The organism is Desulfotomaculum copahuensis, assembly GCF_001655685.1.
GTDB classification, from domain to species: domain Bacteria; phylum Bacillota; class Desulfotomaculia; order Desulfotomaculales; family Desulfovirgulaceae; genus Desulfotomaculum_G; species Desulfotomaculum_G copahuensis.
In genome coordinates this window covers 46,908-62,745 of sequence record NZ_LYVF01000164.1, presented here as the reverse complement: position 1 = coordinate 62,745, position 15,838 = coordinate 46,908, and the positions used below count along the sequence as shown (strand labels likewise).

The following is a 15,838-nucleotide window of genomic DNA, read 5'->3' as shown; positions in this document are numbered from 1 at the left end:
AGCGACGGGGTACGACCACCAACCTTTTTTATCTGTGAGTTGTGTGCAAAAAAATCATGGTCGTAGATGCGAAATAGGAGAAGTGAGGGCATTGATCGATTTAGCGGCTCTGGCCGGAGAAGTGGAGCAGGAAGTGATTCCTTATTACCGTACGGTGGACGAACGGGCGCTGCAGAATCATGCCCGTATACTGGCGGCTTTTCATGAGGTGCGGGTAAGCGACTATCATTTGCGCGGCGGCACCGGGTATGGCTACGGCGATGCCGGCCGGGAGGCGCTGGAAGCGGTGTATGCCCGGGTGTTCGGTGCGGAGAGCGCACTGGTGCGCGGTCAAATCGTCAGCGGCACCCATGCCATTGCCCTGTGCCTTTTCGGCGTGCTGCGCCCGGGCGATGAATTGCTGGCCGTGCAGGGAACCCCATATGATACACTGGAAGAAATGATCGGCCTGCGGGGGGAGGCCCCGGGTTCATTGAAAGAGATGGGTGTCATCTACCGTCAGGTGGATCTGCTGCCCGGCGGGGAGATCGATCCGGCGGGGATTGCGGCGGCGCTCAATCCACGCACCCGTATGGTGATGCTGCAGCGTTCCCGGGGGTACAGCCTGCGCCCGTCCCTGGATATGAAAAGTATGCAGCGGCTGATCGGGCTGATCCGGGATAAACAGCCCGGGGCGGTAATCTTTGTCGACAACTGCTACGGAGAATTTGTGGAAGAAATGGAGCCGTCCGCGGCCGGGGCCGACCTGGTGGCCGGTTCGCTGATCAAGAATCCGGGCGGCGGTCTGGCGCCCGGCGGCGGTTATGTGGCCGGACGCCGCCGTTACGTGGAGATGGCCGCCAACCGCTGGACGGCTCCCGGCATCGGAGCCGAAGTGGGTCCGGCGCCGGACTTTCAGCGGCTGATGTTCCAGGGCCTTTTCCTGGCCCCGCATGTGGTGGCGGAAGCGTTGAAAGGAGCTGTCTTTGCCGCCCGGCTTTTTGAACGGCTGGGTTTTCCGGTTTATCCCGCGGCCGGGGAACCGCGCACCGACATCATCCAGGCCATTACACTGGGTTCGCCCCGGCGGTTGGAGGCTTTTTGCCGGGCCATACAGGGTGCTTCGCCGGTAGACGCCCATGTTCAGCCCAAGCCCTGGGACATGCCGGGTTACGGCGATCCGGTGATTATGGCCGCCGGAACTTTTGTCCAGGGCGCCTCAATTGAATTGAGCGCCGATGCCCCGGTGAGAGAACCTTATGTGGTCTACATGCAGGGCGGTTTATCCAAAGAATACGTACGCCTGGCCGTATTGGAGGCGGCCCGGGCGGTACTGTCGGCGGGGTAGGAAGGAATGAATTTTAAGCAACTGGAAGCCTTTGTGCGGGTGGCCGAACTGCAGAGTTTCACCCGGGCGGCCCGGCAGTTGTACATGAGCCAGCCGGCCGTCAGTTTTCAAATCAAGTCGCTGGAAGAAAGCCTGGGCGCCACCTTGTTCCTGCGCGGGGATAAAAAGGTAATCCTCACCGAAGCCGGTCATTTGCTCTATCCGGAAGCCCGGCAAATGTTGCGCCATTATCAGAAGATCAAGGAAGGACTGGCCGGATTGCGTGGTCTGCAAACCGGTCACCTGCTGGTCGGGGCCAGTACCATTCCCGGTGAGTATTTGTTACCCCTGTTGATCGGGGGTTTTAAAGAGCATCATCCGGGAGTGCAGGTGACCTTGAAAGTAGCCGGCAGCGGTCAGGTTGACCGCTGGTTGAAAGAGCGGGAAATTGATCTGGGTATCACCGGTGCGCCGGTGGCGGGCGAAGGATTGACCTGCCTGCCCTGGTTGGGCGACGAACTGGTGCTGATTGTCCCGCCCGGGCACCCTCTGTACGGGCGGCAGTCCGCAACGGTGGAGGAATTGCTGGCCGGGCCGCTGATATTGCGTGAACCGGGATCCGGTACCCGGCGCACATTGGAAAGCAAGCTGAACGAAAAGGGCTATGCGTTGGATAAGAGCCGGGTGGTCATGGAACTGGGCAGCACCCGGGCTGTGATTACGGCTGTACAGGCCGGAAGGGGGGCAAGCGTTGTCTCGCTTTGGGCGGCAAACGACCTTCTGGCCCTGGGGCGGGTGCACCGGGTAAACGACGTGGACGGCCTGGATCTGACGCGCCGTTTTTACGTGACCCATGGCCAGGACTGGTTGGGCAGCTTTGTAACCAAAGCATTTATTGAGTATATTACTGCCGGTGAAGTATGCCGCTTGTTGTTGAAAACGGAATAACTTCCACTGCCGGAATGCCGCCGTTATGTTGCGGGTATGTAGAGGGGGATATTTATACAAAAGGCGCGTTTCCGGGAAAAATGCCCCCGCCGGAAGATTGCCGTCACATCTCATGTCCACGCTGGTCGTGGGCATATTTTTTCCCACCGGGCAGGTATTTGCGCAAATTTATAGAATTTTACCTATCAGTTGCAAGTTACGCCCGGGTGTGGATGGCCGGAGCGGATCAGACCTGCGCCGGGAGGTGCCGGTGTGGTTTCCGGTATGCCGCTTTCACCCCGGGGGAAATGGTCCGGGAAGGGGGGTGTCAAAAAGCCGGTGCGCTGAATGACGTTATCTGAAGAGTTGGTCGTTTGGCACTTGTCTGAATTTTAACCCCGGAGTAGATTTAACCAGGTTAACCATTTAGAAGAAGGGGTGGACTGACGTGAAAAAGATTTCCTCCATAGTGCTGGCGGTGATACTGGTTTTTACCGTCATGTTGACCGGCGGCTGCGGAAATAGCAGCAAAAGCAGTGCGGCCGGTGAAGTAAAAATTGGGGTCATTTTGCCTTTGACCGGTAGCGAGGCCATGTTTGGCACCATGGAAAAGAACTCTTTCCAGCTGGCTTACGATGAATTGAAGGCGGCAGGTAAAACCAGCGTTGGCGGCAAGGAAATCAAACTGATGTTTGAAGACGATCAAAGCAAGCAGGATGTAGCCAAGTCGGCGGCGGAAAAGTTGATCAACCAGGACAAAGTGGCCATGCTGAGCGGCGGCTACAGCAGTTCCTGCACCAAGGTAATTGCCGGTTCGGCGCAAACCATGGGCGTACCGTTTTTGGTGGTTACCGGTTCGGCTGATGACATCACCAAACAGGGCTGGCAGTGGGTCTTCCGCGGTGCCGCCGCCCCGGCCAGCAAGTACACGGAAGCCCTGTGGGATATGATGGATAAGGTAATCAAACCAAAGACGGCGGCCATCATTTACGAAAATACCGATTTCGGCACCAGTTCGGCCAAAGCTTTTCGTACCGCCTGTCAGAAAAAGGGGATTAATATTGTCTTTGACCAATCCTATGAATCCGGCGCCATAGACTTTAAGCCGATGCTGGCCAACATGGGCAAAAGCAATCCGGACATCGTCTTTGCTGTTTCCTACGTGATGGATGCGGCGATGATTGTCAAGCAAATGAAGGAACTGAACCTGAACACCAAATTATTTATCGGTGGCGGCGCGGGTTATACCATGCCCGAGTTCAAGGAAAACGCCGGCAATGCCTCTGATTACGTAGCCTCCACCACACTCTGGATTCCCAATGTCAAATGGCCGGGAGCAAAGGATTATTTCACTAAATATAAAGAGAAATACAACAAGGAGCCTGATTATCACGGCGCTCAGGCCTATGCCACCATGTATGTGATTGCTGATGCGATGCAAAGGGCCAAGGAGTTGACACCGGCGGGCATTCAAAAGTCGCTCAAGGAAACCGATCTGATGACCATCATGGGACCAATCAAGTTTGAGGACTGGGATGGGTACACCAACCAGGATAAACCAAACACTTATGTTGTGCAATGGCTCAAGGGCAATCTGCAGGTAATCTGGCCGCAGGATGTATCCACGGCCAAGTATGTTTTCCCGGTACCCAAATGGAACGAAAGGTAACACCGCCGGCAGGGGGGATCTCCCCCCTGTCTTTTAAAACGATTCGCTTTTGCTGCTGTCATGCGTCAAGGCGCGGTAATATCAAACCATCCCGGGTTTGTTTTTTCAGGACAGGGGGCTTAAATTATGCACTTACTGGGACAGACACTAATCAGCGGTTTTTTGCTCGGCGGCATGTACGCCCTGATTGCCATCGGGATGACCCTGATTATGGGGGTAATGAAGATTGTCAATCTGGCCCATGGGGCCTTGGTCATGGTGGGCATGTATGTAACTTATATTTGTTTCGTGCTCTGGCATATTAATCCATATGCCGGAATGTTCATATCGATGCTGCTCCTGTTCGTACTCGGCAGTCTGATTCAAAGGTATATGATTAACCGGCTGGTTGAAGTGGATTCCATCCTGCCGGAAAACCAGGTGTTGCTGACAGTGGGTATCTCGCTGGTGTTGACTGAAGTTATCCGTTTTATATTTAAATCCGATTATCTTTCCGTAAGTACTGGCTTCTCGGGGAAAACGGTGTTTTTGGGAAAAATGTCGGTCAGTGTGCCCATGACCATCGGCTTTGTCATTGCCATGGTTTTCACATATTTACTGCATCTCTTTTTGAATCGGACGGATCTCGGTATGACCATCAGAGCAACCGCCCAGGACAGGGATGCGGCGGTTTACATGGGTGTCAACGTTTCCCGGGTGACCATGATTACTTTTGGCCTGGGCTCGGCCTTTGCTGCCGCCGGCGGCTCCCTGTTGCTGCCGATGTTTTATCTGTGGCCCGACATCGGTCATTTATTCACCGCCAAGGCGTTCATCATCACCATCCTGGGCGGCATGGGCAGCACCGCCGGTGCCCTTTTGGGAGGGTTGACCCTGGGTATCGCCGAGTCGCTGGGAGCCACTTACATCTCCATGGGCTACAAGGATGTGGTCGGGCTGGTAGTCTTTTTACTGGTGCTCCTGTTCATGCCCGGCGGAATCAAAAGCCTGGTGAAGAGGTGAAACAGCGATGAAAAAAGTATTGATCAATATCACTGTAGCGATAGTTGCCATTTTATTGCCGCTTGTTTTCCGCGCCCCCTATCATCAGCACATCTTAATCACCATTCTGATCTGGGCCGCCCTCGGCACTGCCTGGAACCTGCTGGGCGGCTACGCCGGCCAGGTTTCCTTTGGACATGCCGCTTTTTTCGGACTGGGTGCTTACACAGCGGGGATCCTGGCCCTGCATTACAACATTTCACCCTGGTGGGGGCTTTTGCTGGGACCGCTGGTCAGCACATTGATCAGTATTCCGGTCGGCTTGATTTGCTTCCGCTTGCGGGGACCCTATTTTGCCCTGGCCATGCTCGCCCTGGGGGAAATATTCCGTTTGGTTTTCATCAACTGGGTTACTTTTACCAATGGAGCCAAAGGAATTATGATTATTCCCAAAATCACCATGAAATTACCCTATTACTATATGGCCCTGGGTCTGTTTTTTCTTTCCCTGACCATTACCGGCTTACTGATCAAATCCAGGTTCGGCTATTATTTCATTTCCATCCGTGAAGATCAGGATGCTGCGGAATCACTGGGCATACCCACCACCAGATACAAGCTTTTCGCTTTTTTGCCAAGTGCTTTCATTACCGGTTTAACCGGCGCCTTTTACATGAATTATATCGCTTTTATCGATCCCAACGTGGTTTTTTCCCTGGCCAATGTATCGGTAATGATCATTCTGGTTGTTATGCTGGGCGGGGTGGCCACTTTGTGGGGCCCGGCCGTAGGAGCGGCCATTTATATTTTGTTGAGCGAGGTTTTCCGCACCCGGATGGGCGCAGCCAGCGTACTGGCCTTTGGTATTCTGGTCTGTCTGGTGATTATGTTCCTGCCTAATGGCATTGTCGGCGAACTGGACGGGTTGAGGAAAATGGCGCTCAGAAAAATGAACGGAGGCGAAAAAAGTGGCCTTCTTCGAGGTTAGACGGATTGTGAAAAACTTCGGCGGGCTGTGCGCTGTGCATGAGATCAGCTTTTCCCTGGAAAAAGGACAGGTAATCGGATTAATCGGCCCGAATGGATCCGGCAAAACTACCATTTTTAATCTCATCAACAATTTTTTTCCCCTTACGGCAGGTGAAATATACTTCAAGGGAAAGCGCATCGACTCCCTGCCGACCCACAAGATATGCGCGTTGGGCATTGCCCGCACCTTTCAGGTCGTAAAACCCCTGAAAAGAATGAGCGTTTTGGATAATGTGATGGCCGGCGCCTTTTTACACACCGGTTCCACCTCCCAAGCCCGTGCCCGGGCCTTGGAAATACTTGAGTTCTGTAATTTGATCAACAAGCGCGATCTGGATGCCAAAAAGCTGACCATCGCTGATCGCAAACGTTTGGAAATAGCCCGGGCGCTGTCCACTGATCCGGAATTGTTGCTATTGGATGAAACGGCCGCCGGTCTTAATCCCAAAGAAACAGAGGAGGCTATTGAAGTTATTAAAAAAATCAGCCGTTCCGGCATCGCCATTATTATCGTGGAACACAAAATGAAAGTAATTATGGGCACTTCTGAAAAAATAGTAGCCATCAACTTCGGGCGGGAAATCACCCAGGGTGAACCCCGTGAGGTAATCAACCACCCCGAAGTAATCAAAGCATATTTGGGTGATCACTATGCTTAGAGTAAATCATGTTCACGTTGCTTACGGCGATGTGCATATTCTGTGGGATGTCAGCTTTTCCGTCGGGGAAGGGGAACTGGTCGCCCTGCTGGGGGCCAACGGGGCAGGTAAAACAACCATGCTGAACAGCATTTCCGGCCTGCTTCATCCTCAAGAAGGGGAAATCGAGTTTTCCGGCCGGAATATCACGCGCGTTCCCGGGCACAAAATTCCCGCTCTGGGGATAGCACATGTTCCCGAGGGGAGAAGGTTGTTCCCGGAAATGACGGTGAAAGAAAACCTGGAGATTGGTTCGCTCTCCCCCCCGGCCAGACAAAAACGGAAAGAAACGCTGGAATGGGTGTTCACTCTATTCCCGGTGCTGAAGGAAAAACAAAATCAGATGGCCGGCACGTTAAGCGGCGGACAACAGCAAATGCTGGCCATCGGCCGCGGCCTGATGGCCCTGCCGCGGTTGATCATGTTTGACGAGCCCTCTCTCGGCCTGGCCCCGGTTCTGGTTAAGCATATGTTTCAGCTGATTAAGGATATCAATCAGCAGGGCATAACAGTGCTGCTGGTGGAACAAAACGTCATGCAGGTGCTGGAAGTATGCCATCGCGCCTATGTGATCGAAAATGGACGAATTGTTCTGAGCGGTGCGAGTGCCGAACTGTTGAACAATAAATACATCAAAGATGTTTATCTGGGTATATGATTAACAAATTTAAACCGGGCTGCTGACCCGGTTTTTTTTGACTATTGACACAGTTTGCCGTTGTTGATGAGCGGTTTTTAAAGTGCCGGGGCGGCAATTTTTTAGATCTTGCGCAGCAGACCGGTTACTTTGCCCAAAATAATCGTGCTTTTCACCAGGATGGGAGACATGGCACTGTTTTCCGGCTGCAATCGGATATGATCATTTTCCCGGAAAAACCTTTTCACGGTGGCTTCATCGTCCAACAGGGCGACCACAATATCACCGTTGTCGGCAGCGGACTGACGTTTGACCACCACCAGATCACCGTTAAAGATGCCGGCTTCAATCATGCTGTCACCACGTACGGTAAGCATGAAAAACTCACCTTCCCCCGTAAAACTCACCGGCAGGGGAAAGATTTCCTCCTGATTTTCCACCGCCAGCAGGGGCATGCCGGCCGCGACCCGGCCCAATACCGGCAGGATTTTCAGCGGCGGGAGGGCCGCCGGGCGGTTTTCATCCAGCAGTTCCAGCGCCCTGGGTTTGGTCGGATCCCGGCGCAAGTATCCTTTTGTCTCCAACCGGCGCAGATAGTTGTGTACAGTGGAACTGGAGCTTAAACCCACCGCCTGTCCGATTTCCCGGACGGAAGGGGGATAGCCCCGGGTACGGACACTCTCCTGAATCATTTTTAAAATGCTTTCCTCGCGGGGAGTAAGTTGATTTCCTGCCATCGCTGAACACCCTTTCCATTTTTTTATCATTATACCATAGTATTTATGTTTGTAAAACGCCTGTTCGAATATTTTTATTTTATTTTTTAGAAGGAATGGCCGTTAAATCGTCGAACTTCTCTAATTAATCTTGATTCAGTTGTAGAAGGTGGAATTATGGGTAAACTGGCAGTGGCTATAATTTGTGCCAATAACAGTGGTTATGCACTTTTCCGGGCGTTAAACAGCTTTGAGGAAATAGAAATCGCCGGTCTGGCCGGCAGCCGGATCAGCCCGCCGATGTTGGAAGCGGCTGCCGCCAGGGGCATCTTTGTTTCGGCGGATTTGTCCGCCCTGAAGCACCTGTCTGCGCTTGATATAATTATTGATACCACAGGGGATCCTTTGATTGAAGACAAGCTCCACCGGCTGTTCAAGGATAAAATTCTGCTTTGCCGGCAGCCGGTGCAGTTGCTGGAGTGCATGCTCAAGGATCATGAAAAACTGGTTCAGGCCCGGCAGGTACAAAGCGAGTTGGGAGCGATCCTGGATTCGGTGCAGGAAGCGATTGAGGTGGCCGATCGCAATGGAGTAATCAAATATGTCAACCCGGCCTTTACCCGGATTACCGGTATACCGGAAGAGGAGCGGATCGGACAGAACATTTTTGACGCCTCACCGGACGGCGCCCTGGCCACCGCTTTGCGCACCGGCCGTTCCGTGACCGGATTCCGGACCACTGTAGGCGGCAGCAGCGCCGAGGTGATTTCCAATGCGGCGCCGATTATGATTGACGGCCGGTTGGAAGGAGTGGTGGTCGTATTTCAACATTTTACAGACATCATGAAATTGATGGACGAACTGCGCCAGCGCACTTCCATCATTGAAAACCTGTCCGACAAGTTCGGACAGGTGACCACCAGCAAGTACAGTTTTGTGGATATCCTGGGTACCAGTGCGGAGTTGCGCCGCTGCATCCAGTTGGCCGAACGTGCCGCCCGCAGCAACTCCACCGTCTTATTGCTGGGTGAAAGCGGCACCGGCAAGGAGCTTTTTGCCCACGCCATTCACCATACCAGCCCGCGGCGGGAGAAACCGTTCATCAAAGTAAACTGCGCCGCCATTCCGGAGACCCTGCTGGAAAGCGAATTTTTCGGTTATGCCAAGGGCGCATTTACGGGGGCGGTCAAGTCTAAAATCGGCAAATTTGAGCTGGCCCACGGCGGGACCATCTTTTTGGACGAAATCGGTGACATGAACCTCAGCCTGCAGGGGAAGCTGCTGCGTGTTTTGCAGGAAATGGAATTTGAGCGGGTAGGCGGCAACCAGACCATTCATGTTGATGTGCGTGTAATTGCGGCCACCAACCGCAATTTACGGGAACTGATCCGGCTGGGCAAATTCCGGGAGGATCTCTATTACCGGCTGAACGTAGTAGAATTTACCATTCCGCCGCTGCGCATGCGCAAGGATGACCTGCCCGTACTGGTGAACAATTTATTGATCAAGCTAAACCGCAAGCTGGGTAAAAAGGTTAAGGGCCTAACCCGGGATGCCGAGGAGATTTTATTGGGGTATGACTGGCCGGGCAACATCCGTGAACTGGAAAATGTAATTGAACGGGTGATGGTTACTGTTGATGAAGATATTTTGACCAAAGAACATTTGATGCAGCATGTCAGCCAGTTCAATGCAACTCCGGAACGGGACATTGATTTGATTCCGATCGACCAGATGGAACAGCTTCTGATCAAAAAAGCGATGGCCAAGTTTGGCAATTCAGTGGAAGGCAAGAGGCGTGCCGCCCAGGTATTGAATATCTCCCTGGCCACTCTGTATAACAAGCTGAAAAAGTTCCGGACGGAATTAGACAACAGATAGCCTTATAGTTTTTAGATCTATTCTAAGATCTTTAAAGAGACCGGATTACGCTTGCATTCCCTGTATAGGGGACTTTTTTTGGCCTGTTCGTTCTAATAGGTGTAAACAATCAACCGCAGCTCTCTTATTCCATAAATTATAAGCGACCTGCTTTTTATGGATATAGCTGCATTTTCGGGTCCTGGTATTGTTTTTGCTAGGTTAAATTCATTTAGAAGTGTATAGCATGGTTTACTTAAGGGGGGAATTGTGTGCGCAACATACCGGCGAGCGAAATTACCGGGACCGTTGCCGGGTTGTGTCAGCAGGCCAATTACCAATTGGGTGAAGATGTTCTGACAGCGATTAAGAATGCCGGCGAACAGGAAATATCCCTGACCGGCAGGGATATTCTGCAGCAGCTGCTGAAAAACGCGGAAATTGCCCGCGAGGAGTCTGTGCCGATGTGCCAGGACACCGGTTTTGCCGTGGTTTTTCTGGAACTGGGACAGGAGGTGCATGTTACCGGCGGCGATCTGTATGAAGCAGTAAATGAAGGTGTACGCCGGGGGTATGTGGAAGGGTATTTGCGCAAATCAATCGTCGGTGATCCCCTGAACCGGAAGAACACCGGGGACAACACGCCGGCCGTGATTCACACCCGTATTGTGCCGGGTGATAAATTGCGCATTGTTGTCGCGCCCAAAGGGGGCGGCAGCGAGAACATGAGCGCGATCAAAATGCTCAAGCCGGCCGAGGGTGTGGCCGGAGTGAAGAATTTCGTGCTGGAAACGGTTAAGGCGGCCGGCCCCAACCCATGCCCGCCGGTTGTGGTCGGGGTGGGGATCGGCGGCACATTTGAAAAAGCGGCTTTATTAGCCAAGGAATCTTTACTCCGGCCGGTGGGGCGGCCCAGTCCCGATCCGGTGCTGGCGGCGCTGGAAAATGAATTGCTGGAGGCTGTCAACGCCACCGGTATCGGTCCGCAAGGGCTGGGCGGACTGACTACGGCCCTGGCCGTGCATATCGAAACCTATCCCTGCCATATCGCCAGCCTGCCGGTGGCTGTCAACCTGAACTGTCACGCCAGCCGGCACAAGGAAGCCATAATTTAGGAGCAGCGGGAGGTGGAGAGATTGTCCCAAATCAAACTGACCACACCGTTTAGCGAAGCGGTGGTGGAAAATTTAAGAATCGGCCAGCGGGTGCTCTTAAGCGGCACGATTTATACCGGACGGGATGCGGCGCACAAGAAGATGGTGGAATTGCTGGATCAGGGAAAGGAACTGCCCATTCCCCTGGTTGGACAGGTCATTTATTACGTCGGTCCTTCACCGGCCAAACCGGGCCGGGTGATCGGTTCGGCCGGTCCGACCACCAGCGGGCGGATGGACCCTTATGCGCCGCGGCTGATTGCCCTTGGGCTGAAAGGAATGATTGGCAAGGGCAAGCGTTCGCCGGAAGTGATCAAGGCGATGAAACAATACAAGGCGGTTTATTTTGCCGCCGTGGGCGGAGCGGCCGCTTTGATTTCACGTTCGATCAAGGCCTGCCGGGTCGTCGCCTACCCCGAACTGGGTCCGGAGGCCGTTCATGAGCTGGTGGTGGAGGATTTCCCGCTGATCGTGGTTAATGATGTGCTGGGCGGCGATCTTTACGAAGAAGGCACCAAAATATATGCCGCCAGGTAGATGTGCATCTGAAGCCGGTTGTTTACTGGCTTTAGAGCTTTTCAGGTTTTAGAATTTTTACTGTTGTCCGAAAAATCTGGTATCCGGCCGGAAGGCAGGATATCAGCGGCGCGGAGCGAAGGAAACAAGCATGAATTTCAGGGGGGGAGACGTTGGTGAAGTTATTTGAATACATGGGCAAGGAGCTGTTTGCGCGCTACGGTGTGCCGGTACCCGCCGGTAAAATGGTGACCGGCGCTGATGAAGCGGCGGCCGTGGCGGCGGAAACCGGCGCACCGGTGGTGATCAAGTCGCAGATCCTGTCCGGCAAGCGCGGCAAGGGCGGCGGGATTAAATTTGCCGATAATCCGGCGGAGGCCCGGGAGCAGGCCGGCGGTTTATTGGGAACTTCTGTGCAGGGTTTGCCGGTGGAAATGCTGCTGGTGGAGGAAAAGCTGCAGATAGACCACGAGTTCTATCTGGCCATTACTATCGACGGTGCGGCCAAAAGGCCGGTGCTCATTGCCTCCGCCCAGGGGGGCATGGACATTGAAGATGTGCCCGCGGAATACATCATCAAAGAGCACATTGACATTTACCTGGGTATTCAGCCCTATCTGGCCCGGGACATCAGCCGCCGGCTTGGTTTAAGCGGTCAGTTGGCCAGGGAAATGCAGCGCCTGCTGCCGTTATTGTACCGCATATTCCGGGAAAAAGACGCCGAACTGGTGGAAATAAACCCGCTGGTACAAAGCGGGGAAAAACTGGTTGCCGCCGACGCCAAGGTGACCATTGACGACGACGCCCTGTACCGGCAAAAGGATCTCCCCTATGTGGATGAACGTACTCCGGCGGAAAGGCAAGCGCATGCCCTGGGCCTGTCCTATGTACAGCTGGACGGCAATATTGCGGTGATGGCCAACGGCGCCGGCATCACCATGGGTACGCTGGATATTATCCAGCACTACGGCGGCCGGCCGGCCAATTTCCTGGACGCTGGCGGCGGTACGGGCATGGAGGCTACGGCCAAGGCGCTGGAAATATTGTTATCCACCAATCCGCGGGTTATTTTGATCAACATCTTTGGCGGCATTACCCGCTGCGACGATGTGGCGGCTGCTTTTGCCAAGGTGAAGCAGGAGCGGGGCATTCCCGTGCCGGTGGTGATCCGCCTGGTAGGCACCAATGAGGAAGAGGGTGTACGCATCCTGCGGGACAACGGCATTGAAGCCTATCAGGTGATGCATGAGGCCGCGGCCAAGGCGGTGGAGCTGGCCCGGTCTTGAACCGAACTAATTATTGCCGGTAAAGGAGTGTTTGATTGGTGGCTATTATTATCGATGAAAAAACCAACGTTATTGTTCAGGGCGTCACGGGCAACCAGGGGCTTTTCCATACCCGGCAGATGCTGGCCTACGGCACGCGCGTGGTAGGCGGTGTGTCCCCAGGCAAGGGCGGCCGGGAAGCGGCGGGAGTACCGGTTTATGATACGGTAAACGCAGCGGTGGAAGCGCATCAAGTGGATGCCTCGGTATTGTTCATCCCGGCGCCGTTTGCCAAGGATGCGGCGCTGGAAGCCATTGATGCGGGGATCAAGGTGGTGGTGATTGTCACCGAACATATTCCGGTGCATGACGAACTGGAGATCGTTGCTTTTGCCCGCCGGCGGGGTACCATAGTAATCGGGCCGAATACTTTCGGTATTGTTTCCTCCGGGCGGTGTAAAATCGGCATTCCTCCCAACCAGTTCTTTGTGCCCGGGCATATCGGCGTTGTTGCCCGCAGTGGCACCCTCACTTATGAAATTGTGGGCAACCTGACGGCCAACGGTCTGGGGCAGTCCACGGTGATCGGTCTGGGCGGCGACCGGGTGGTCGGGTTGTCTTTTGTGGATGTGCTGGAGAAATTTGAAAAGGACCCGGAAACCAGGGCGGTGGTTCTGGTGGGCGAAATCGGCGGCAATGCCGAGGAGGATGCCGCCCGGTTTATTAAAAAGATGCGCAAGCCGGTGGTGGCCTATATCGCCGGCAAGAGCGCGCCGCCCGGAAAGCGCATGGGGCATGCCGGAGCGATCATTGAGCGCGGCAAGGGCACCTTTGAAGGCAAAGTGCAGGCGCTGACCGCGGCCGGCGCCCGGGTGGCCGTGCTGCCTTTTGAAGTGCCGGCCTTGATTAAAGAAGCGCTTGGTTAGTTTTGCCGCCACCTTTTAATAAAGTGTTTGCCAGGAAGGAGAGATCCGATGTTCGACCGGGACAAACTGGACCAGCTCCGGATTACCGAGCGGGAATACCGGGAAAAGCTGGCCGGGCAATGCAAAAAGCGGCCCGAACGGCAGGAAAGTTTCACCACCGATGCGGGGGTGGAGATTGAACCCTTGTACACTCCGCTGGATTTGGCCGGACAGGATTTTGAACAAGATCTGGGTTACCCCGGTGCTTATCCCTTCACCCGCGGGGTGCAGCCCAACATGTACCGGGGGCGCCTGTGGACGATGCGCCAGTACGCCGGTTTCGGTACGGCGGAAGAGACAAATGAACGTTTCCGCTATCTGTTGGAACAGGGGCAGACCGGCCTGTCCGTGGCCTTTGATTTGCCCACCCAGATTGGATACGACTCAAACCATCCGCTTTCCCGCGGCGAGGTGGGCAAAGTGGGGGTGGCCATCGACTCCCTGGAAGACATGGAAACGCTGTTTGCCGGGATACCGCTGGATAAAGTAAGCACATCCATGACCATCAATTCCCCGGCGGCGGTTCTGCTGGCCATGTATATTGCAGTGGCCGCCAAGCAGGGGGTTGCCCCGGACAAATTAAAGGGGACCATTCAAAATGACATTTTGAAGGAATACATTGCCCGGGGGACGTATATTTTCCCGCCCGGTCCCTCCATGCGTTTGATTACGGATGTTTTTGCCTACTGCGCCAAAGAAATACCCCAGTGGAATACGATCAGCATCAGCGGCTACCACATCCGTGAGGCCGGCTCGACAGCCGTCCAGGAGGTGGCCTTCACTCTGGCCGACGGTATCGCCTACGTACAGGCGGCCATTGACGCCGGATTGAATGTGGATGACTTTGCGCCGCGCCTGTCTTTCTTCTTCAACGCCCATCTCAATTTCTTTGAGGAAGTGGCCAAATTCCGTGCCGCCCGCCGTTTATGGGCACGGATTATGAAGGAGCGCTTCGGAGCCAGAAATACCAAATCCCTCATGCTGCGCTTCCACACCCAGACAGCCGGCTGCACGCTGACCGCGCAGCAACCCGATGTGAACATCATGCGGGTGGCCTTCCAGGCCTTGAGCGCCGTGCTGGGCGGCACCCAGTCCCTGCACACCAACTCCCGTGACGAGGCACTGGCCCTGCCCAGCGCCCATTCCGTGCTGATTGCCCTGCGCACCCAGCAGGTAATCGGTTATGAAATCGGAGTAACCGATACGGTTGATCCGCTGGGCGGTTCCTATTTTGTGGAAAGCATGACTGATCAAATTGAAAAGCGTGCCCGTGCCTACATTGAAAAAATAGACGAACTGGGTGGCGCCCCGGAAGCAATTGAATTTATGCAGCGGGAGATCCAGAAAAGCGCCTACCGGTATCAACAGGATATTGAAAGCGGCAGCAAGGTGGTCATCGGGATGAACAAGTTCCAGGTGACCGAAGAGAAGCCCAAAGATCTGCTCAAGGTGGATCCGGCGGTGGGTGAGCGCCAGACGGCCAAGTTGGAGGCGTTGCGGGCACGGCGGGACAATGCCCGGGTGAGCGCCATCCTGGACCGCTTGAAGGAGGCGGCCGACACCAGCGAAAACCTGATGCCGCTGTTTGTCGAGGCGGTCAATGCCTATGCCACACTGGGCGAAATATGCGATGTGCTGCGGGATGTTTTTGGTGAATACCGTCAGCAGATAATATTTTAGGGCAAGGAGGAAAGGTAGATGAGTGCAAGGCCGATTCGCGTCCTGGTGGCCAAACCGGGCCTGGACGGTCATGACAGGGGTGCCAAGGTCATTGCCCAGGCTTTGCGGGACGCCGGGATGGAAGTGATCTATACCGGTTTGCGGCAGACTCCCGAACAAATAGTGGAAGCCGCATTGCAGGAAGATGTCCAGGTGGTGGCTTTGAGCAGCCTTTCCGGCGCCCACCTGCATCTCTTTCCGCTGGTGGTGGAAGGACTGCGCCGGCAGAACGCCGCCGATGTGCTGGTGCTGGGCGGCGGGGTGATTCCCGACGAAGATATCCCGGTGCTCAGGGAAGCCGGCGTGGTGGAAATTTTTGGACCGGGCACGTTGACCAAAGATGTGATTAGTTTCATCCGGGAGAGGGTGCCTGCCTGAACGGGCGGCGGACCCGGG

General features: G+C 54.6%; 15 protein-coding genes. 14 read left to right on the top strand and 1 reads right to left on the bottom strand.

The features are described 5' to 3' along the window. Positions 1-94 precede the first annotated feature (94 nt). The 7 genes from A6M21_RS10535 to A6M21_RS10500 all read left to right on the top strand — a co-directional run bounded on the left by A6M21_RS10535 (position 95) and on the right by A6M21_RS10500 (position 7,268). The gene (locus A6M21_RS10535; RefSeq protein WP_078060580.1) at positions 95-1,327 is read left to right on the top strand and encodes a methionine gamma-lyase family protein; all 1,233 of its coding nucleotides are present in this window, start codon (positions 95-97) and stop codon (positions 1,325-1,327) included. Between the two features lie 6 nt (positions 1,328-1,333). After that, complete coding sequence (locus tag A6M21_RS10530; protein WP_066668544.1) at positions 1,334-2,254, top strand: selenium metabolism-associated LysR family transcriptional regulator; 921 nt, start codon at positions 1,334-1,336, stop codon at positions 2,252-2,254. Between the two features lie 427 nt (positions 2,255-2,681). Further along, entirely contained in the window at positions 2,682-3,902 is a 1,221-nt protein-coding gene (locus tag A6M21_RS10520) for an ABC transporter substrate-binding protein (protein ID WP_242868824.1), read from the top strand. 126 nt (positions 3,903-4,028) lie between these two features. Further along, the gene (locus A6M21_RS10515) at positions 4,029-4,904 is read left to right on the top strand and encodes a branched-chain amino acid ABC transporter permease (protein ID WP_066668541.1); all 876 of its coding nucleotides are present in this window, start codon (positions 4,029-4,031) and stop codon (positions 4,902-4,904) included. Between the two features lie 7 nt (positions 4,905-4,911). Then, on the top strand, positions 4,912-5,871 hold the full coding sequence (locus tag A6M21_RS10510) for a branched-chain amino acid ABC transporter permease (RefSeq protein ID WP_066668539.1): 960 nt from the start codon (positions 4,912-4,914) through the stop codon (positions 5,869-5,871). Next, positions 5,852-6,571: an ABC transporter ATP-binding protein gene (locus A6M21_RS10505; RefSeq protein ID WP_066668537.1), complete on the top strand. Its 720-nt coding sequence runs from the start codon at positions 5,852-5,854 to the stop codon at positions 6,569-6,571. Before A6M21_RS10510 ends, A6M21_RS10505 begins: the two co-directional genes overlap by 20 nt. Further along, positions 6,564-7,268, top strand: a complete 705-nt coding sequence (locus A6M21_RS10500; protein ID WP_066668535.1) for an ABC transporter ATP-binding protein — start codon at positions 6,564-6,566, stop codon at positions 7,266-7,268. The genes A6M21_RS10505 and A6M21_RS10500 overlap by 8 nt, the downstream gene beginning before the upstream one ends. A gap of 101 nt (positions 7,269-7,369) precedes the next feature. Here A6M21_RS10500 and lexA read toward each other — a convergent pair whose 3' ends face one another. Continuing rightward, the gene (lexA, locus tag A6M21_RS10495; RefSeq protein ID WP_066668533.1) at positions 7,370-7,984 is read right to left on the bottom strand and encodes a transcriptional repressor LexA; all 615 of its coding nucleotides are present in this window, start codon (positions 7,982-7,984) and stop codon (positions 7,370-7,372) included. 156 nt (positions 7,985-8,140) lie between these two features. Between lexA and A6M21_RS10490 the strand changes: the two genes are divergently transcribed. The 7 genes from A6M21_RS10490 (at position 8,141) to A6M21_RS10460 (ending at position 15,820) form a co-directional block, all read left to right on the top strand. Next, positions 8,141-9,844 (top strand): sigma-54 interaction domain-containing protein, encoded by a 1,704-nt coding sequence (locus A6M21_RS10490; protein ID WP_078060573.1) that lies wholly within the window; start codon positions 8,141-8,143, stop codon positions 9,842-9,844. A gap of 251 nt (positions 9,845-10,095) precedes the next feature. Beyond that, complete coding sequence (locus A6M21_RS10485) at positions 10,096-10,938, top strand: fumarate hydratase (RefSeq protein ID WP_066668531.1); 843 nt, start codon at positions 10,096-10,098, stop codon at positions 10,936-10,938. 21 nt (positions 10,939-10,959) lie between these two features. Then, on the top strand, positions 10,960-11,514 hold the full coding sequence (locus A6M21_RS10480) for a Fe-S-containing hydro-lyase (RefSeq protein ID WP_066668529.1): 555 nt from the start codon (positions 10,960-10,962) through the stop codon (positions 11,512-11,514). Positions 11,515-11,669: 155 nt separating this feature from the next. Beyond that, on the top strand, positions 11,670-12,779 hold the full coding sequence (gene sucC, locus A6M21_RS10475) for an ADP-forming succinate--CoA ligase subunit beta (protein ID WP_066668682.1): 1,110 nt from the start codon (positions 11,670-11,672) through the stop codon (positions 12,777-12,779). Between the two features lie 38 nt (positions 12,780-12,817). Then, the gene (sucD, locus tag A6M21_RS10470) at positions 12,818-13,684 is read left to right on the top strand and encodes a succinate--CoA ligase subunit alpha (protein WP_066668680.1); all 867 of its coding nucleotides are present in this window, start codon (positions 12,818-12,820) and stop codon (positions 13,682-13,684) included. A gap of 48 nt (positions 13,685-13,732) precedes the next feature. Then, positions 13,733-15,403 carry an acyl-CoA mutase large subunit family protein gene (locus A6M21_RS10465; RefSeq protein WP_066668527.1) on the top strand — a complete coding sequence of 557 codons (1,671 nt, stop codon included), beginning with the start codon at positions 13,733-13,735 and terminating at the stop codon, positions 15,401-15,403. Between the two features lie 18 nt (positions 15,404-15,421). After that, entirely contained in the window at positions 15,422-15,820 is a 399-nt protein-coding gene (locus tag A6M21_RS10460; RefSeq protein ID WP_066668525.1) for a cobalamin B12-binding domain-containing protein, read from the top strand. Positions 15,821-15,838: the final 18 nt, after the last annotated feature.

What these genes read in the sequence shown, in the direction of transcription:
- A6M21_RS10530 (WP_066668544.1), top strand. Translation starts at nt 1,334, where the DNA reads ATGAATTTTAAGCAACTGGAAGCCTTTGTGCGGGTGGCCGAACTGCAG.
- A6M21_RS10515 (WP_066668541.1), top strand. Translation starts at nt 4,029, where the DNA reads ATGCACTTACTGGGACAGACACTAATCAGCGGTTTTTTGCTCGGCGGC.
- A6M21_RS10510 (WP_066668539.1), top strand. Translation starts at nt 4,912, where the DNA reads ATGAAAAAAGTATTGATCAATATCACTGTAGCGATAGTTGCCATTTTA.
- A6M21_RS10500 (WP_066668535.1), top strand. Translation starts at nt 6,564, where the DNA reads ATGCTTAGAGTAAATCATGTTCACGTTGCTTACGGCGATGTGCATATT.
- A6M21_RS10465 (WP_066668527.1), top strand. Translation starts at nt 13,733, where the DNA reads ATGTTCGACCGGGACAAACTGGACCAGCTCCGGATTACCGAGCGGGAA.
- A6M21_RS10460 (WP_066668525.1), top strand. Translation starts at nt 15,422, where the DNA reads ATGAGTGCAAGGCCGATTCGCGTCCTGGTGGCCAAACCGGGCCTGGAC.
- lexA (WP_066668533.1), bottom strand. Translation starts at nt 7,984, where the DNA reads ATGGCAGGAAATCAACTTACTCCCCGCGAGGAAAGCATTTTAAAAATG.
- A6M21_RS10490 (WP_078060573.1), top strand. Translation starts at nt 8,141, where the DNA reads ATGGGTAAACTGGCAGTGGCTATAATTTGTGCCAATAACAGTGGTTAT.